Here is a 16972-nt window from a genome sequence, read left to right on the forward strand (position 1 = left end):
AGCCCGCTCGGCAGCCCCTCGGGCCCCTGGAGACGCGTCGCGATCACCGACGCCCGCGCGCGTGGGCGGCCCGTGTGACGTCCGGTGCGGGCCACGCCGGTACGACTATTGCGCTCCTGCGCGTTCCGCGCGGCTCGTCGCCCTAGGCTCGTCCCACTCTGTGTGATCTTGGGGCGGTGGACGGCCCCGATTCCCCCACGCCGGCCCGCCCGCCCCCCGGCCCCCACCTGGAGCGCGATGCCCGACAGCCAGCCGCAGCCGCAACCGCCGTCGAACCCGTCGGGGTCCTCCGGGCACTCCGACCAGGCCGCGCTCCTGCTCTGCGGGGCACGCCTCACCGACGGCCGGACGGTGGACGTGCGGCTGGGCGGCGGGCGCATCGAGGCCGTGGGCACCACCGGCAGTCTCGCGCCGGGCCCGGCCCGGACGACCGCCACGCGCGTGGACCTGAGCGGCTACCTGCTCCTGCCGGCACCGGCCGAACCGCACGCGCACGGCGACACCGCCCTGTCCGCCGAACACTCCGGTCCCGCGTCGTACTCCCCCGAGGACGTCCAGCGCCGGGCCACGGAGGCTGCCCTGCTTCAGCTCGGGCACGGGGCGACGGCGGTACGCGCGCACGTCCGCGTGGGCGACGTCCAGGAGCTCGGCGCGCTGGGCGCGGTCCTCCAGGCACGGCGGTCGCTGCGGGGGCTGGCGGAGCTGACGGCGGTGGCGATGCCCCGGCTGCTGACCGGGGTGGCCGGGGCCGACGGGCTCGCGATACTGCGGGACGCGGTGAAGATGGGCGCCGGTGTGGTGGGCGGCTGCCCGGACCTGGACCCCGATCCCACCGGCTACGTCGAGACGGTCCTGGAGCTGGCCTCCGAACACGGCTGCCCCGTCGACCTGCACACCGACGCCGCCGACCCGACCCGGCTCTCCCGGCTCGCGGCCATGGCGGGGGGCCTGCGCCCCGGCGTGACGATCGGACCGTGCGCCGGTCTCGCGCGCCTGCCCGGCGATGCCGCCTCCCGTGTCGCCGACCAGCTCGCGGCGGCCGGGGTGACGGTCGTGTGCCTGCCCCAGGGCGGCTGCGGCGGCGCCGACCGGCGGGGCACCGCGCCGGTGCGGCTGCTGCGTGCCGCAGGGGTGCGGGTGGCGGCCGGCAGCGGTGCCCTGCGGGACGTCTCCAACCCCGTCGGCCGCGGCGACCCGCTGGAGGCCGCCTACCTCCTCGCCTCCGCCCACGGCCTGCGCCCCGAGGACGCCTACGACGCGGTGTGCGCCTCGGCACGCGCGGTGCTGGGCCTGCCGGAGGTCCGCGTGGAAGCGGGCTTCCCGGCCGAACTGCTGGCCGTACGCGGCGACCACCTTCCCGGCGCGCTGTCCCTGGCCTACAGCCGGATCGTCGTCCACCGGGGCCGGGTGGTGGCCCGCACGAGCGCGGTCCGCGAGTACTGCAACTCAGCGGCCACAGCGGAACTGGGTCTGCCGCGACAGGGGCGGGGGGAGCTGTCGTGAGCGGCCGGCGGTGCCGGTGGGTTCGGCACGGGTCGGTGCGGGAGTCGTCCGGGGGCCGCGAGATCTCGCCCGCCGGCACCGCCTGACCACGCTCGCGGTGCTCCGGGTCGCGGCGGTCAACTCGTGCGGCGGATGCGGCTCTCCGGGCGTACGGTCGGTTCCATGCGCATTGTCATCGCTGGTGGTCATGGTCAGATCGCGCTGCGGCTGGAGCGTGTGCTCTCCGCGCGCGGGGACGAGGTGGCGGGCATCATCCGCAGAGCCGAGCAGGGCGACGATCTGCGCGCGGCCGGCGCCGAACCGGTCCTGCTCGACCTCGAGTCCGCCTCGGTGGAGGAGGTCGCGGCGCACCTGCAGGGCGCGGACGCGGCGGTGTTCGCGGCCGGCGCGGGCCCGGGCAGCGGCGCGGCCCGCAAGGACACGGTGGACAGGGGCGCGGCGGTGCTGTTCGCGGACGCGGCCGTACGCGCGCGCGTGCGCCGCTTCGTGGTGGTGTCCTCGATGGGCGCGGATCCCGCGCACCAGGGGGACGACGTCTTCGACGTGTACCTGCGCGCCAAGGGCGAGGCCGACGCCTACGTCACCCGGCAGGAGGCGCTGGACTGGACGATCCTGCGCCCGGGCGCGCTGACGGACGACGCGGGCACCGGCCTGGTCCGGCTGGAGGCGCACACGGGGCGCGGCTCGGTCCCCCGGGACGACGTGGCGACCGTCCTCGCGGAACTGGTGGACACGCCGGCGACGTCCGGTCTGACGCTGGAGCTGATCAGCGGCTCGACGCCGGTGTCGGTGGCGGTGAAGTCGGTGGCCGGGAACTGAGCGGGGCCGCCGGCCGTTGACCGGTCGGGCCCGTGCCCGTCTCGCCCTGCCCGCACGCATCCTGACGAGCCGTGGGAATCCTCGCCCCGCGCTGCCGGCCCGTCAGGCTCTCAGAACAGCGGCAGCTGCCCGGGAAAGTCCGGCACGGCGTACCCGTCCAAGGACGGCTGCACCGCCCCGAGTTGCGCCGGCCGGCGCGACCCGGCGCAGGAGACGAGTTCCGCGTTCTCCCGCGCCCCGGGCGGGTCGTGCCGTGCGAAGCGGCCCGCGACGACGGCGATGTCGCGGTGGCACACGGGGCAGGTTCTGCGTCGGGAGGACATGCCGTCAGTGTGCCCGAGCGGGCGGTCGACGCACCCCTCCCCGGGCGATGGCGGTGGTGTGATCAGGTCCGGGTCTCCGCCTCCCACCGCTCGGGGCCCACTCCGCGCCAGTCGATCAGCGGAGAGTCGGCCACCTCCTCCGGCTCGATCTCCAGCCCCGCCCGGCGCAGGAACTCCACCAGGTCCCGCACGTTGTGCGCGAGGCCGAGGATCTCGCCGTCCACCCGTACCCGGCGACCGCCGGTCGGGGACGGCAGGTGCACGATGATGGGACGTTTCCCGGCCATGGCTCCAGCATCATCCGGACCGGCCGGGCCCGCACCCGGGCCGGTCATTCGAGAATCCCCAGCGCGGTGTCCGGCCGGCACAGCGGGCACGCGGGGACTCCTTCCTCGGTGAGGGCCCGTACCGCCTGCTCCCGGCCGACGCCCTTGGCCCGCCCGCCACCGGCGCCGGTACAGCCGCCGACGTGGACGTACACCGCGCTCCGGCCGTTGAGACCGCGCTCGACGGCCCACTCCGCGGCCTGCCGGGCGCCGGTACGGCGCTGCCGGTCGGCCTCCCGGCGTTCCTCGTCGGCGATCCACCGGTCCATCAGCGCGAGCTGCCTGGCTGCCTGGTGTTCGACGACGCGGCGGGCGAAGCGCAGCATGTCGAGACGCGTCAGCGGACGGTCCTCGTTCACACGTTCGATTCTAATGAGGTGCGGGGCCGTGGCGCGACGGCGGTACCCCCGGCCGGCCGAGACGGTGTCCCCGGACAACGACGAAGGCCCGGGTGGCGGCGCCGGGATTCGAACCTGGGAAGGCTGAGCCGGCAGATTTACAGACCGCGCGCAAATACCGGTTGACCTGCGGTTTTTTCTCTGCGGAGGCGCCGCCGCCCCACAAGTGCCCCGTCAAGCCATCCGCCGCGCGCCAGGTCGGACAGCAGGCGCACAGCACCGCGAGTGGACGTGCGCCGCCCGGACGTCCGACTGCCCACCGCACGCCGACTGTGGCGTGACCAAGGCCTCACCATGCGACTCGCGGCCACACCCCGCCAGTCAGTCGGGCGACGGCGCGTGACGGCCGACAGCACGTTCGGCCTCGTAGCAGACCTCGCACGTCAGTCGCCTGGCTTCGGGCTCCGGGGTGGAGGAGCCGGAAGGGGTGGAAAGCGCAACGCCGGTGACATGCGCATGTCGGCCACAGATGCCGGCTCCGCACCGAGCGCAAACAGCTGCAGCAACAGCCGGGCTTGGCACGGTCAGCCCACCCCGACTCTCGAGAACGCAGTCAAAGCAGTGCATGACGGCTTGCCTCTCTCGGGCTCGGAGTCCTGCCGTACCCAAAACAATAGGCTCGACCTCTTCGAGGCGCACTGCGGGCTCATCTGCCGGAAATCGCAGATTGTTGTCTGACCGCACACGGCCGAGGTCGAGCCATTTCGAACTTTCTGCACTAGCTGGACCAGCGGCGTCGGCGCAGGTGCTGCGTCCGCAAACCCGTGGTCCGCCGGCCGGGCTGGACGCCGGGCAAGCCATCCCGATATCCCACCTGCTCGATGCCCCTGCCGGCGAGGTACCGCGTGGTCCCTTCCTCGATGTCGCCCGGTTCAGCCAGGCACGGTGCCTCATCGACCAGCACGACGGATGGTAAGCGGCCTGGGTTGACCATGGAACGACCCACGCAGTGGGCCGGACAGGCCCGTGCACAGGTTGTGGACGCCTGGCCCGACATGCCCGACGGCGTCACCGACCGCCCTGCGGACGTGTGGGAACCTCTGCTCGCCGTCGCCGTCGCCGACGCGGCCGGCGGCGACTGGCCCGACCGAGCACGCAAGGCGTGCGTGACCCTGGTCGCCGCATCCACGGCAAGCCGCTCGACAACCGGCGCTTGTCCCGGATGCTCGCCGAGTACATGACGGCCGACAACGAGCCCATCGCCTCTCGCAACATCGAGACCGCCGGAACCGTCCTCACAGGACACCGGATAGGCGACGTCTGGGCGGAGGCACGCATGCGCACCCTTACCCCTGCTCAGCAGGCGTCGCAGTTGGCCAAGCGTCTCTATGATCCTCGCCATGCCGTAAGTGGTCGCCGCACGGGCCGGCCACGGTGTGGCCGTGCTGTTCCGGGTCTACGCGAAGTGCCTGGACGGCGCCGCCGCCACGGCGAACGCGAAAGCTGCCCCACGCCTGCCCCACACGCCCTGGTCACCACCCGAATCAGGGTGCGGCATAGCGGAAAAAAGCGCCCATACCGGCGATCCGGTGCCGGTGAACGCCGAAAGGGTCCGCGATCAGCATTGCTGCTGGTCACGGACCCTTTCGGACCTGTGGCGGCGCCAGGATTCGAACCTGGGAAGGCTGAGCCGGCAGATTTACAGTCTGCTCCCTTTGGCCGCTCGGGCACACCGCCGGGTAGTGCTGCCGTTTCGAACCCGCTTTCGGCGGTGTTCCCCGGCAACGACGTAAACAATACCCGATGCGCGGGGGTGCTTCGCCACCCGATTGATCTCCACCCGCCGGAGCGCGGGTGGCTAGGCTGGTGCGGATGCGGACCGGTACTCCACCGGGCCCGGCGGTCGCCGCCGCGCACGCCGGCACGCACCCGACACGCACCCGCACCCCCGATACAAGGAGCCACAGGACATGGCCGACTCCAGTTTCGACATCGTCTCGAAGGTCGAGCGGCAGGAGGTCGACAACGCCCTCAACCAGGCCGCCAAGGAGATCTCGCAGCGCTACGACTTCAAGGGCGTGGGGGCCTCGATCTCGTGGTCCGGTGACAAGATCCTCATGGAGGCGAACTCCGAGGACCGGGTGAAGGCCGTCCTCGACGTCTTCCAGTCGAAGCTCATCAAGCGCGGCATCTCGCTGAAGGCGCTGGAAGCGGGCGAGCCGCAGCTCTCCGGCAAGGAGTACAAGATCTTCGCGTCGATCCAGGAGGGCATCTCCCAGGAGAACGCCAAGAAGGTGGCGAAGATCATCCGCGACGAGGGCCCCAAGGGCGTCAAGGCCCAGGTCCAGGGCGACGAGCTGCGCGTCAGCTCCAAGAGCCGCGACGACCTCCAGACCGTCATCGCCCTCCTGAAGGGCAAGGACTTCGACTTCGCGCTGCAGTTCGTGAACTACCGGTAGGAACCACCGGCACAGGAGAAGGGTGGGCATCCCGCGTCCCGCCGCGCGGAACCGTGCGGTGCGGTGCCCACCCTCTCGTCTGCCGTACCTCGCGCGCCGCGCGCTCAGTCGCGTGAGTTGCCGAACAGGAGCCGGTAGACGATCAGCAGCACCAGGGAGCCGCCGATGGCAGCGGCCCAGGTGGCGCCGTCGTAGAAGTGCTTGCTGATGGGGTGGTCCAGCCAGCGGGCCGATATCCAGCCCCCGATGAACGCGCCCGCGATGCCGATGAGGGTCGTACCGATGAAGCCGCCGGGGTCGCGTCCGGGCAGGAGGACCTTGGCGATGGCTCCGGCCAGCAGTCCCAGGATGATCCAACCGATGATGCTCATGCCGTGAACCTGCCCTTCCGCGCTGTGTGCGCACTGTCGGTTCCCGGGGCGTTCTCGCTCCCGGGCCCGCTGCGCGTCGCGCGCGTGTTCGTGCCGTGTCGATGAAGAGGACGTCACGGGCCCGTCCGCCGGTTGCCACGATCAGTAGGGTGCGGCGCATGACAGGTACCGATGCCCGGCTGCGCCGGACCCTGGGCGTGCGGGACGCCGTCGTGGTCGGCCTCGGCTCGATGATCGGCGCCGGCGTCTTCTCGGCCCTCGGGCCGGCCGCGCGGGCGGCCGGGTCGGGGCTGCTGCCCGGGCTCGCGCTCGCCGCGGTCGTGGCCTACTGCAACGCCATGTCCTCGGCACGGCTCGCCGTCCGTCACCCGGCTTCCGGCGGCACGTACGTGTACGGCAGGGAGCGGCTCGGCCCCTTCTGGGGATACCTGGCCGGCTGGGCCTTCGTGGTCGGCAAGACGGCGTCCTGCGCGGCCATGGCGCTCACCGTGGGTGCGTACGTGTGGCCGGAGCAGGCGCACACGGTGGCGGTCGCGGCGGTGGTGGCGCTGACCGCGGTCAACTACGGCGGGATCCAGAAGTCCGCGTGGCTGACGCGAGCGGTCGTCACCGTCGTCCTGGCCGTGCTCGCGGCCGTGGTCGTCGTGTGCCTGGCCTCCGGGCGGGCCGCCGCGGGACGGCTGGACATCGGCCTGTCGACGGGTGCCGGCGGGGTGCTCCAGGCGGCCGGGCTGCTGTTCTTCGCGTTCGCCGGGTACGCGCGGATCGCCACCCTCGGGGAGGAGGTGCGCGATCCGGCGCGCACGATCCCACGGGCGATCCCGCCGGCCCTGGGCATCACGCTGGCGGTGTACGCGTGCGTGGCCGTCGCCGCGCTCGCCGTTCTCGGCGCGGGCCGGCTCGGGCAGACGGCGGCACCGCTGGCCGACGCGGTCCGTGCGGCCGGGGTGCCGGGGCTCGCTCCCGTGGTCCGGGCCGCAGCCGCGGTGGCCGCGCTGGGCTCGCTGCTCGCCCTGATCCTCGGCGTCTCCCGCACGACGCTCGCCATGGCCCGGGACGGGCACCTGCCGGCCTCGCTGGCGGCCGTGCACCCGCGCTTCCGGGTGCCGCACCGGGCGGAACTGGCCGTGGGTGCGGTGGTCGCCGTCCTGGCCGCGACGGTGGACGTGCGCGGCGCGATCGGTTTCTCGTCCTTCGGTGTGCTGGCCTACTACGCCGTCGCCAACGCGTCGGCCTGGACGCTGAACGCGGCCCCGCGCTCGCGCGTGGTGCCCGCGGTGGGCCTGCTGGGCTGCGCCACGCTGGCGTTCGCACTGCCCGCGGCCTCGGTCGCCGTGGGCGCCGGCGTACTCGCGGTGGGGGTGGCCGTCTACGGCGTACGGCGATGGTGGCGAGGGCGCCCGGGCTGACGTACGGACGTACGCCGGCGTGCGCGCTCCGCGCCGAGGCGCTCCACTTCCTCCTCGACGCGTGATCCGCCGATACTGGCGGTAGCAGGCACGCCGACCGAGCTGCCTGGAGAGGTACCGGTCATGAAGGTGTTCAACCTGCTGCTCAACATCCTGTGGCTCGTCTTCTGCGGGCTGTGGATGGCGATCGGTTACCTGATCGCCGCCCTGATCTGCTTCATCCTGATCGTCACCATCCCGTTCGGCATCGCGTCACTGCGCATCGCCGGGTTCGTCCTCTGGCCGTTCGGCCGTACCACCGTGCGGCGGCCGGGCGCCGGGGCGCCGTCGTTCGTCGGCAACGTCATCTGGATCGTCTTCGCGGGCTGGTGGCTGGCATTGGCCCACCTGATCACGAGCATCCCCCTGTTCCTGTCGATCGTCGGAATTCCCTTCGGCTGGGCGAACCTGAAGCTCATTCCCCTCTCGCTCATGCCGCTGGGACAGGAGGTCGTACCCACGGACCAGGCGTTCGGCGGGCGCTGAGTCCGACCCGCCTCGGTGCCGGGTTTCCCTTGCCGCCGTTCGACTGGATTCACCCCTCACGGCGTCCGACAATGGGACCATGCGGTACTCGGAACAGCACCTCAGGGTTTTTCTTCTCGGCCTTCTCCTGGCCGGCGTATTCGCGTTAGGCACGCCGGACACCGCTTCGGCGGCAGTCCCGGTTCACACACCCGCACATTCCCACCAGCTGAGCCGCGGCTGCGACGAGGTGTGGGGGGACGGCGGCTGTGACACCTATGACGGGCACTGATTCCGGCATCGACCGGAGTTCACGTTCCCGGTGCATCGAACCTGGATCAGGAAAGGCACGTACACCACTTCGCCGTGCCTGAACTCCGCCTTCCAGGACTTTCGGTAGCACACGGCATCGTCCGGGGTGGCCCGCGTCGCATAGCACCGAGTCGTCGACTTCGCGGCTGAACCGCTCGCTTCACTTGCGGCGGCACCCTGTGAGCCCAGTGTGATGCAGCAGGCCATCGCCACCGCGAGGCTGCTTCCACACAAGGCTGCCTTCTGCATTCTCATCAGCCTGCGACAGTCCGGCGGCCAGGGAGCTTCGGACACCCGGCCGCCGAACCCTCAAGTTCAGCCGTTGTTGTTGTTATTGTTGTTGTTCCCGCCCCCGCCGTTGTTGTTGTTATTGTTGTTGTTGTTTCCACCCCCGCCGTTATTATTGTTGTTGTTATTGTTGTTCCCGCCTCCGCCGTTGTTGTTGTTATTGTTATTGTTGTTGCCACCTCCGCCGTTGTTGTTGTTATTGTTGTTGTTGTTCCCGCCCCGGCCGCCGTTGTTGTTGTTATTGTTGTTGTTTCCACCCCTGCCGTTGTTATTGTTGTTGTTGTTATTGTTGTTGTGGTGGTGCCCGCCCCTGCCACCGTTGTTATTGTTATTGTTGTTGTTGTTCCCGCCTCCGCCGTTGTTGTTGTTATTGTTGTTGTTGTTGTTTCCGCCGTTGTCGCTCGGTGCCACCGCGTGGATTCCGGTGGGTGCCGGGGCGGCGAAGGCGCTCGACGGTGCCAGGGCGCCTCCTGCGGCCAGAGCTGCCGATGCGGCTATCAGGGCCGCGCGCTTGGCGTACTTCTTCGCCATGATGTTTCCCTTCCGCGGACATGGACGTCCCGGATCGCAGTCCATTTCGGGGGGTGAAAGGCATCCGCCGTGGCAGGCAGGTGACGCGCTCAGCGCGAAGCGCCGGTGCCGCGAACTCGGATACCCCGGTCTGACACTCTTCGCCCAGCATGCCCAGCCGTGTTCGGCGGGCGCATCGGGTGCGCACCCCAAGTTCCACCCGGCACACCCCACTTCGGACCCCCGCACACCCCAGATGCGGCCCGGCAGCCCACGACGACGCTCCACCAGCGCGGGGGGCTTGATCGGTCTGGATCTTTTGCGCGGCCCCCGGCGCGGGGGGAAACTGCTGGTGATGGACCTTCTAGAGCGAGAGGCCGTGCTGCAGGACCTCGCCGGTCACCTGAAGGCAGCCGTGAGCGGCCCTGGACGCCTGGCTCTCGTCCGCGGCGAGGCGGGCATCGGTAAGACCGCCGTCGTCCACCGTCTGGCCCAGCTGGCCGACCCCCACGTCCGGGTCGTGATCGGCGCCTGCGACCCACTCGCCACACCCCGCCCCCTGGGCCCCCTGCTGGACCTGGCACCGCGCCTGGGCCGGGAGGTGCGCACCGCCCTGACGGACACGCTGACCGGCACCGGCCGTTCCGACGAGGTCTACGACTGCCTGCTCGCCGACCTGAGCGCGTACCCCAGCCTGCTGGTCGTCGAGGACATCCACTGGGCCGACGAGGCCACGATGGACCTGCTGCGGTACCTGGCCCGGCGCCTGCCGAGCGTTCCGACGCTGGTCCTGGCCACGTACCGTGACGACGAGATCGGCCGCACCCACGGTCTGACCGCCCTCCTCGGCACCCTCGCCGGTCATCCGTGGGTGTACCGCCACGATCTCTCCCCCCTGAGCCGCGAGGCCGTCGCCCGGCTGGCCACAGGGTGCACCGTCGACACCGAGCAGCTGTACCGCCTCTCGGCCGGCAACCCGTTCATGGTCACCGAGATCCTGGACGCGCCCGCCGAACCCATTCCCGCCACGGTGCGCGAGGCCGTCGCGGGCCGCCTGGCGGGTCTGTCGGGCACGGCGCGCAAGGTGGTCGACGTCCTGGCCGTCCTGGGGACCCGGGTCCCGCTGCCCCTGCTGGCCGGCATCCTGCCGACTCCGGAGGAGGCCCTCGACGAGGCCGCGGTCTGCGGAATCGTGCGGACGCACGGGCAGGTGACGGAGTTCCGCCACGAGCTGACCCGGCTGGCGGTGCTGGAGGCAGTGCCGGCCGCCCGCCGTCTGCGGGTCCACCGGCAGGTGCTGGTGGCGATGCGGTCCGCCCCCGTCTCGGCGGAGGACCTGCCGCTGCTCGCGGACCACGCCGACGGCGCCGGGGACCCTGCCGCCGTGTTGGAGTACGCGCCCGCGGCGGCCGTCCGTGCCGCCGCGCTGGGCGCGCACCGGGAGGCCGCCGCCCAGTACGCCCGTGCCCTGCGGTACGCCGACCGCCTGCCGCCCGAGCGGCAGATCTCCCTGCTGGAGGGCCACTCCCAGGCCTGTCTGCTGTCCAGCCAGCTGGACGAGGGGATCGCTTCACGCCGTACGGCGGTGAGGCTGCGCCGTGCGCTCGGCGACCGGTTGCGTGAAGGGGACGACCTGCGCTGGCTGTCCTGCTGGTTGTGGCCGGCCGGCCGGACCGCCGAGGCCAGGCAGACCGGCCTGGACGCGGTGCGGGTGCTCGAAGGGCTCCAACCCGGCCGGGAGCTGGCGAGGGCGTACCTGAACCTCTGCCAGCTGGCCTGCTACGGGCACGAGGGTGCGGCGGTGGTCGCGGCCTACGGCGAGAAGGCGAGCGCGCTGGGTGAGCGCTCCGGTGATGCGGGAGTCCTCGTCCAGGCACGCTTCCACGCCGCGGCCGCGCGTGTGCTGGGGGAAGGGCGCGGCTGGGAGGAGTGCGAGCGGGCGGTGTCCCACGCGGGGGCGCGGGACCTGTCGGCGGACACGGGCCTCATGACGCTCATCCTGTGCTGGCTGGCCGCTTTGCGGCGGGATACCGCCCGGTCGACCGCGGCCGTGGGCCGGGCCGAGGCCTACTGCCTCGATCGTGGCCTGCCGGCCTACCTGCTGTGCGCGAGGGTCTGGGGCAGTTGGGGGCTGCTCCACCGGGGGCTGTGGCCGCAGGCCGCCGATGCCGCGGAGAAGGTCCTGTCCCACCCCGGCTCGCCGCCGGTCGCCCGGGCCCTGGCGCTGACCGCGCTGGGCCTGGTACGGGCCCGCCAGGGCAGGCCCGAGGTGTGGCCGCCGCTGGAACAGGCGGCGAGCCTGGTCGATGACGGCTGCCTGCTGGACACGGGCCTGGGGTGGGAGGCCCGCGTCGAGGCCGCCTGGCTCGCAGGTGATCAGGAGCAGGTCCAGGCCGCCGGCCGGCGCGGTCTGGCCGCTCTGGGGGACCGTACCCATCCCTGGCTGTCCGGCCCGCTGGCCTGCTGGATCCGCCGTGCCGGAGGAGAGCCTCCGCGGGTCCCGGCGGCCGGACCGTACGCGCTGGAACTGGCGGGCGACTGGGCCGGCGCCGCGGCCCGGTGGGACGGGCTCGGCTGCCCGTACGACGCGGCGCTGGCCCGTCTGTCCGGTGACGCGCCCGCGCTGCGCCAGGCGCTGGCCGCCTTCGAGGCCCTCGGCGCCCGGCCGGCCGTGGCCCGCGCCCGCTCCCTGATGCGGGCCCGCGGGGTCCGTCCGGTCCGGCGAGGCCCGCGGCCGGCCACCCGGGCCAATCCGTACCGGCTCACCAACCGGGAGATGGACGTCCTGAAACTGCTGGACGAAGGCCTCTCGGACGCCGAGATCGCCGCCCGCCTCTACATCAGCCCGAAGACCGCGGGGCATCACGTGGGCGCCGTACTGACCAAGCTCAACGTGCACACCCGTCACGAAGCCGCCCGCAAGCTCCATCTTCCCGAGCGCGGATAGGGCGTAGCGACGGATTCGTCACCTCAACTGAATTTGCAGTTGAGGTTCTGGCTGCCGGTGAAGGTGTTGTTCCCCTGTGCGGCCTGTCCCGTCGGATTGCAGATCTGCATGAGCGGCGGTACGCCGAGAAGCGAGAGAAGTCCCCCGCCCCCTTGTGCCTGGGTTCCGGCGAGGATGTTGTTGTTGTTGGTGTTGTTATTCGTGTTCCGGTCCCCGTTGTTGTTGTTATTATTGTTGTTGTTCACCCCACCGGCGTTGTTGTTGTTGTTATTATTGTTGTTGTTTCTGGTCGTCGTGTTCGTGGTGCTCTGCGTGTCGGTGCCTCCCTGCACCCCGCGGTAGGGGGCCTGGAGCAGTGACGCGACGCCCAGGCGGGACAGGAGTCCCCCGTCGCTCTGGGCCTGTGCGCCGCCGGCGCTGAGGAGCACCACCGTGATCGCGGCGGTGCTGATCGTGGCGAACCGCTTGGTGAGCTTCACTCGGCCAACCTTTCGTCGTCCCTGGTGCCGCATTTCCCAGAGCACAGGATGGCGAGGGCGGCCCTTGCGCAATCTCAGGCGCGCGGTGACGCCCGCGTTTTCCCTCGGACAGCCTCAGGGTTTTCCGTGGCTTGCCGGATAGGGAACAGCGACCACCTGAACGACGAATACGGATACGGCCTTCACCCCTGGCCGCCCGCCATCTTCTCGAGCCGGGCGATGCGCTCCGCCATCGGCGGGTGCGTGGAGAACATCCGGGAAAGCCCCTGGCCCGGGCGGAAGGGATTGGCGATCATCATGTGGCTCGCCGTCTCGATCCGGGGCTCGGGGGGCAGCGGCAGTTGCCTGGTGCCCGTCTCCAGCTTGCGCAGGGCTCCGGCCAGGGCGAGCGGGTCGCCGGTGAGCTGGGCGCCTGAAGCGTCCGCCTCGTACTCCCGGGAGCGGCTGATGGCCAGCTGGATCAGGGTGGCGGCGAGCGGGCCGAGGATCATGATCAGCAGCACGCCGAACAGGCCGGGGCCGTCGTCGTCGTCCGAGCGGCCCACCGGGATCAGCCAGGCGAAGTTGACCAGGAACATGATCACGGAGGCGAGCGCGCCGGCGACCGAGGAGATGAGGATGTCCCGGTTGTAGACGTGGCTCAGTTCGTGGCCGATGACGCCGCGCAGCTCACGCTCGTCCAGCAGGCGCAGGATGCCCTCGGTGCAGCAGACGGCCGCGTTGCGCGGGTTGCGGCCCGTGGCGAAGGCGTTCGGGGCCTCCGTCGGCGAGATGTACAGCCGGGGCATGGGCTGGCGGGCCTGCGTGGACAGTTCCCGCACCATCCGGTACAGCGCCGGCGCCTCGAACTCGCTGACCGGACGGGCGCGCATCGCACGCAGCGCCAGCTTGTCGCTGTTCCAGTAGGCGTACGCGTTCGTGCCCAGAGCGACCAGGACCGCGACGACGAGTCCCGCGCGGCCGAAGAAGCTGCCGATGACGATGATGAGTGCGGACAGTCCCCCGAGGAGTACGGCGGTCCTGAGCCCGTTGTGCCGGCGGTGCACGGTGCGTCCTCCAAGTCGTGCAGCTGGGGAACACTCTGATCCAGTGGACCCTCCCGCTGGTGACAACGCCAGGCGACGGCCCGGAGTTCCCCGGTGCGTACGGCGGAGCGGCGCGGCCGTACGGGTGACGTGCGGGTTCGGCCACGCGCGCGTGCCGGCACGAGTGCCCCCCGCGCGCGTGACGACTCCTCAGAACAGTCCGCCGGCCGCGAAGCGCAGGACGAGCTGGGGTGCTCCGGAGAGGGCGACACCGAGGACCCCGGTGACGGCGAGGGCGGCGGTGACGGGCGCCGGGACGCGGTGCCGGGCGGGCTCGCCCTCGGGTGCGCGGAACAGCAGGGCCGTCCACTGGAGGTAGTAGAAGAGCGCGATCACGACGTTGACGGCCATGACGACCGCGAGCCAGCCGAGGCCCGCGTCGACGGCCGCCGAGAACACGGTGACCTTGGCGAACAGGCCGATGACGCCCGGCGGCAGCCCGGCCAGGCACAGCAGGAAGAAGGCCAGCAGGAGGGCGCTGAGCGGGTTGGTGGCGTACAGGCCCCGGTAGTCGCTGATCCGGTTCAGGGCGCGGCCGCGGCCCACCAGGGCGGCCACCGCGAAGGCGCCGAGGTTCACGGCGGCGTACATCAGGGCGTACGCGACCGTGGAGCCGATCGCCTTCTGGGCGTCCTCGGAGTACCCGGCGGCGGCGATCGGCACCAGCAGGTAGCCGGCCTGGCCGACGGAGGACCAGGCGAGCAGCCGTACGGCGCTGTACGCGCGCGTGGCCTGCTGACGCAGGGCCGCGACGTTGCCGACGGTCATGGTGAGGGCGGCCAGGGCGGCGAGCGCGGGCCCCCAGACGTCGGCGTACGACGGGAACGCGACGACCGTGACGAGGATCAGGCCGGAGAAGCCGACGGCCTTGCCGACGACGGACAGGTAGGCGGCGACGGGCAGGGGCGCGCCCACGTAGGTGTCCGGTACCCAGAAGTGGAAGGGGACGGCGGCCGTCTTGAAGGCGAAGCCGACGAGGGTGAGGACGACGCCGGCCTGGGCGAGGGTGTGCAGCTGTCCGCCGACGTGCGGGAGGCGCTGGGCGACCTGGGTGAGGTAGAGGGTGCCCGTGGAGGCGTAGACGAAGCTGATGCCCATCAGGCTGACCGCGGTGGCGGTGACCGAGGACAGGAAGAACTTCAGGGCGGCCTCGGAGGACCGCTTGTCGCCGTGGCGGATGCCGACCAGCGCGAAGGCCGGCAGGGAGGCGACCTCCAGGGCGACGATCAGGGTGGCCAGATCCCGGGAGGCCGGCAGCAGGGCGGCACCGGCCGCGGAGGACAGCAGCAGGAACCAGAACTCGCCCGCGGGGACGCGCCGCCGCTCGTCGTCCAGGTGGGTGACGGACAGCAGGGCCGCCAGCAGGGCGCCGCCCAGGACCAGGAACTGGATGACGAGGGTGAAGCGGTCGGCGGTGTAGCTGCACGCGCGCGCGGGGCCGGCGAGGCAGAAGGTGCTGCGGTCGCCGTCCAGGAGGGGCAGGAGCAGCAGGGACGCCACGGCGAGGCCCGCGACCGAGATCCAGCCGAGCACGGCCTTGCGGGACTCCGGCAGGAACAGGTCGGCGACGAGGACGACCAGCGCCACGACGGCCGCGAGGGTGGGCGGGGCGATCGCGAGCCAGTCGACGGACTGGACGAGCGACTCGGCAAGCGGCTGGGCGCTCATCGGGTGCCTCCTGCGAGGAGTTGCTGCACGGCCGGGTCGGTCAGGCCGAGCAGCGCCTTCGGCCACAGTCCGGCGAGGACGGTGAGGGTGACGAGCGGGGTCCAGGCGGCCAACTCGTACCCGTGGACGTCGGCGAGCTTCGGCACCTCGCGCTCCGCGCCTCCCATGCAGACGCGGCGGACCACGATCAGCATGTACGCGGCGGTCAGCAGGGTGCCGAACGCGCCGATCGCCAGGAAGGTGAGGAAGGCCGGGCGGCTGAGGCCGGCGGCGGGCCGGAACGCCCCGAACAGGGCCAGCATCTCGCCCCAGAACCCGGCGAGTCCGGGCAGCCCGAGGGAGGCGACGGCACCGAAGGCGAGCAGACCGCCGAGGCGCGGGGCCCTGCCGTACAGGGCGGCGCCGCTCTGGAACAGATCCGGCGCGGCGGAGCCGCTCGGTGAGGGGTGGTGGCCGGGCGACGGGAGGGCGAGGGTGTCGAGGTCGGTGCTGCCGGTGCGGTCCTTCAGGGCGCCGACCAGGAAGAACAGCAGACCGGTGATGAGGCCGTGGGCGATGTTGGCGAACAGGGCGCCGTTGACGCCGGTCGGGGTCATGGTGGCGATGCCGAGCAGGACGAAGCCCATGTGGCCGACGGAGGAGTACGCGATGAGGCGCTTGAGGTCGCCCTTCGCGCCCCGCTTGGCGAGGGCCAGGCAGGCCAGGGACCCGTAGACGATCCCGACGACGGCGAACGCGGCGAGGTACGGCGCGAAGGTGTGGAAGCCGTGCGGCGCCACCGGCAGCAGGATGCGGATGAACCCGTACGTACCCATCTTCAGCAGGACACCGGCCAGCAGGACCGAGCCGACGGTCGGCGCGGCGGTGTGGGCGTCGGGAAGCCAGCTGTGCAGCGGCCACATCGGAGCCTTCACCGCGAGCCCGATCCCGATCGCCAGAACCGCGATGACCTGCACGGACGCGGTGAGTGACCGGCCGTTGTCAGTGGCGAGTGCCACCATGTCGAACGTGCCCGCCTTGATTCCGATCAGGAGCAGGCCGAGCAGCATGACCACGGAGCCGAGCAGCGTGAACAGGATGAACTTCCACGCGGCCCGGGTCCGGCCCTCGCCGCCCCAGCGGGCGATGAGGAAGTACATCGGGATCAGCACCATCTCGAACGCCAGGAAGAACAGCAGCAGGTCGAGGACGGCGAAGGTCGCGAGGGTGCCGGACTCCAGCAGGAGCAGCAGGGCGACGAACGCCTTCGGGGACGGGCCCGACGGCGGCTTGGAGTAGGAGTAGAGCGCGCAGAGGAAGGTCAGCAGCGCGGTCAGGACCAGGAGGGGGAGGGAGATGCCGTCGGTGCCGAGGTGGATCCGCACGTCGAGTGCGGGGATCCAGCTGATGTCGGTCGTGGCCTGCATCTTCGACGGGTGGTCGTGGTCGAAGCCGAGCGCGAGGACGATCGCGGCGATGAGGACCGCGCCGGTCACGGTCACGCCGTGCCGGAGCACGGCCTGCTCGGGCGACTTCCCCTTCAGTCCGGGCGGGGCCGGGAGGAGAGCGGCGACGGCACCGAGGAGCGGGCCGACGACGACGAATGCCAGAAGGAACTGCATCACGGACTCGTTGATATCGATCACGCCTGC

Annotated in this window: 15 protein-coding genes, 1 tRNA gene and 2 pseudogenes; 7 read left to right on the forward strand and 11 right to left on the reverse strand. The window is 71.5% G+C overall.

What is annotated here, in order from left to right; genetic code table 11:
• Nucleotides 1–237 precede the first annotated feature (237 nt).
• A complete protein-coding gene (locus AB0946_RS07985; protein ID WP_366759697.1) occupies nt 238–1503 on the forward strand; it encodes an amidohydrolase family protein in 1266 nt (421 codons plus the stop codon).
• 162 nt (nt 1504–1665) lie between these two features.
• The gene (locus tag AB0946_RS07990; RefSeq protein ID WP_366759698.1) at nt 1666–2322 is read left to right on the forward strand and encodes an NAD(P)H-binding protein; all 657 of its coding nucleotides are present in this window, start codon (nt 1666–1668) and stop codon (nt 2320–2322) included.
• Between the two features lie 110 nt (nt 2323–2432).
• On the opposite strand, the gene AB0946_RS07995 is transcribed toward AB0946_RS07990, so the two are convergent.
• The 4 genes and pseudogenes from AB0946_RS07995 to AB0946_RS08010 all read right to left on the reverse strand — a co-directional run.
• Entirely contained in the window at nt 2433–2645 is a 213-nt protein-coding gene (locus tag AB0946_RS07995) for a hypothetical protein (protein WP_366759699.1), read from the reverse strand.
• Nucleotides 2646–2707: 62 nt separating this feature from the next.
• Nucleotides 2708–2932 carry a hypothetical protein gene (locus AB0946_RS08000; protein ID WP_171153724.1) on the reverse strand — a complete coding sequence of 75 codons (225 nt, stop codon included), beginning with the start codon at nt 2930–2932 and terminating at the stop codon, nt 2708–2710.
• A gap of 44 nt (nt 2933–2976) precedes the next feature.
• Nucleotides 2977–3330 carry a DUF6233 domain-containing protein gene (locus AB0946_RS08005; protein ID WP_366759700.1) on the reverse strand — a complete coding sequence of 118 codons (354 nt, stop codon included), beginning with the start codon at nt 3328–3330 and terminating at the stop codon, nt 2977–2979.
• Between the two features lie 832 nt (nt 3331–4162).
• Nucleotides 4163–4308 (reverse strand): annotated as a pseudogene (locus AB0946_RS08010) (GntR family transcriptional regulator); the annotation flags it as partial.
• 11 nt (nt 4309–4319) lie between these two features.
• Between AB0946_RS08010 and AB0946_RS08015 the strand changes: the two are divergent.
• Nucleotides 4320–4630 (forward strand): annotated as a pseudogene (locus AB0946_RS08015) (DUF3631 domain-containing protein); the annotation flags it as partial.
• Between the two features lie 334 nt (nt 4631–4964).
• On the opposite strand, the gene AB0946_RS08020 reads toward AB0946_RS08015, so the two are convergent.
• Nucleotides 4965–5046: transfer RNA gene (locus tag AB0946_RS08020), tRNA-Tyr, on the reverse strand.
• A gap of 233 nt (nt 5047–5279) precedes the next feature.
• Between AB0946_RS08020 and AB0946_RS08025 the strand changes: the two genes are divergently transcribed.
• Nucleotides 5280–5768: a YajQ family cyclic di-GMP-binding protein gene (locus AB0946_RS08025; RefSeq protein ID WP_103812770.1), complete on the forward strand. Its 489-nt coding sequence runs from the start codon at nt 5280–5282 to the stop codon at nt 5766–5768.
• Between the two features lie 104 nt (nt 5769–5872).
• Here AB0946_RS08025 and AB0946_RS08030 read toward each other — a convergent pair whose 3' ends face one another.
• The gene (locus AB0946_RS08030) at nt 5873–6139 is read right to left on the reverse strand and encodes a GlsB/YeaQ/YmgE family stress response membrane protein (protein WP_356336883.1); all 267 of its coding nucleotides are present in this window, start codon (nt 6137–6139) and stop codon (nt 5873–5875) included.
• 158 nt (nt 6140–6297) lie between these two features.
• Here AB0946_RS08030 and AB0946_RS08035 point away from each other — a divergent pair, with 158 nt between their 5' ends.
• Nucleotides 6298–7548 (forward strand): APC family permease, encoded by a 1251-nt coding sequence (locus tag AB0946_RS08035; protein WP_366759701.1) that lies wholly within the window; start codon nt 6298–6300, stop codon nt 7546–7548.
• Between the two features lie 123 nt (nt 7549–7671).
• Nucleotides 7672–8073, forward strand: a complete 402-nt coding sequence (locus AB0946_RS08040; RefSeq protein WP_366759702.1) for a YccF domain-containing protein — start codon at nt 7672–7674, stop codon at nt 8071–8073.
• 606 nt (nt 8074–8679) lie between these two features.
• Here the strand turns inward: AB0946_RS08040 and AB0946_RS08045 are convergent.
• Nucleotides 8680–9183, reverse strand: a complete 504-nt coding sequence (locus AB0946_RS08045) for a hypothetical protein (RefSeq protein WP_366759703.1) — start codon at nt 9181–9183, stop codon at nt 8680–8682.
• A 334-nt stretch (nt 9184–9517) separates the two neighbouring features.
• Between AB0946_RS08045 and AB0946_RS08050 the strand changes: the two genes are divergently transcribed.
• Complete coding sequence (locus AB0946_RS08050) at nt 9518–12109, forward strand: AAA family ATPase (protein WP_366759704.1); 2592 nt, start codon at nt 9518–9520, stop codon at nt 12107–12109.
• Nucleotides 12110–12132: 23 nt separating this feature from the next.
• Here AB0946_RS08050 and AB0946_RS08055 read toward each other — a convergent pair whose 3' ends face one another.
• From AB0946_RS08055 to AB0946_RS08070, 4 genes are all read right to left on the reverse strand, one after another.
• The gene (locus tag AB0946_RS08055) at nt 12133–12588 is read right to left on the reverse strand and encodes a hypothetical protein (RefSeq protein ID WP_366759705.1); all 456 of its coding nucleotides are present in this window, start codon (nt 12586–12588) and stop codon (nt 12133–12135) included.
• Nucleotides 12589–12770: 182 nt separating this feature from the next.
• Nucleotides 12771–13634, reverse strand: a complete 864-nt coding sequence (gene htpX, locus AB0946_RS08060; protein WP_366759706.1) for a zinc metalloprotease HtpX — start codon at nt 13632–13634, stop codon at nt 12771–12773.
• Between the two features lie 189 nt (nt 13635–13823).
• A complete protein-coding gene (locus AB0946_RS08065) occupies nt 13824–15341 on the reverse strand; it encodes an NADH-quinone oxidoreductase subunit N (protein WP_366759707.1) in 1518 nt (505 codons plus the stop codon).
• The gene (locus AB0946_RS08070) at nt 15338–16966 is read right to left on the reverse strand and encodes an NADH-quinone oxidoreductase subunit M (protein WP_366759708.1); all 1629 of its coding nucleotides are present in this window, start codon (nt 16964–16966) and stop codon (nt 15338–15340) included. The genes AB0946_RS08065 and AB0946_RS08070 overlap by 4 nt, the downstream gene beginning before the upstream one ends.
• Between the last annotated feature and the right edge of the window lie 6 nt (nt 16967–16972).

Source organism: Streptomyces sp. NPDC046870, assembly GCF_040704595.1.
GTDB lineage: Bacteria > Actinomycetota > Actinomycetes > Streptomycetales > Streptomycetaceae > Streptomyces > Streptomyces argyrophylli.

Bases quoted from the DNA above. Each gene is read 5' to 3' on its own strand.
- AB0946_RS07985 (WP_366759697.1), top strand. From the start codon at position 238: ATGCCCGACAGCCAGCCGCAGCCGCAACCGCCGTCGAACCCGTCGGGG.
- AB0946_RS07990 (WP_366759698.1), top strand. From the start codon at position 1,666: ATGCGCATTGTCATCGCTGGTGGTCATGGTCAGATCGCGCTGCGGCTG.
- AB0946_RS07995 (WP_366759699.1), bottom strand. From the start codon at position 2,645: ATGTCCTCCCGACGCAGAACCTGCCCCGTGTGCCACCGCGACATCGCC.
- AB0946_RS08000 (WP_171153724.1), bottom strand. From the start codon at position 2,932: ATGGCCGGGAAACGTCCCATCATCGTGCACCTGCCGTCCCCGACCGGC.
- AB0946_RS08025 (WP_103812770.1), top strand. From the start codon at position 5,280: ATGGCCGACTCCAGTTTCGACATCGTCTCGAAGGTCGAGCGGCAGGAG.
- AB0946_RS08030 (WP_356336883.1), bottom strand. From the start codon at position 6,139: ATGAGCATCATCGGTTGGATCATCCTGGGACTGCTGGCCGGAGCCATC.
- AB0946_RS08035 (WP_366759701.1), top strand. From the start codon at position 6,298: ATGACAGGTACCGATGCCCGGCTGCGCCGGACCCTGGGCGTGCGGGAC.
- AB0946_RS08040 (WP_366759702.1), top strand. From the start codon at position 7,672: ATGAAGGTGTTCAACCTGCTGCTCAACATCCTGTGGCTCGTCTTCTGC.
- AB0946_RS08045 (WP_366759703.1), bottom strand. From the start codon at position 9,183: ATGGCGAAGAAGTACGCCAAGCGCGCGGCCCTGATAGCCGCATCGGCA.
- AB0946_RS08050 (WP_366759704.1), top strand. From the start codon at position 9,518: ATGGACCTTCTAGAGCGAGAGGCCGTGCTGCAGGACCTCGCCGGTCAC.
- AB0946_RS08065 (WP_366759707.1), bottom strand. From the start codon at position 15,341: ATGAGCGCCCAGCCGCTTGCCGAGTCGCTCGTCCAGTCCGTCGACTGG.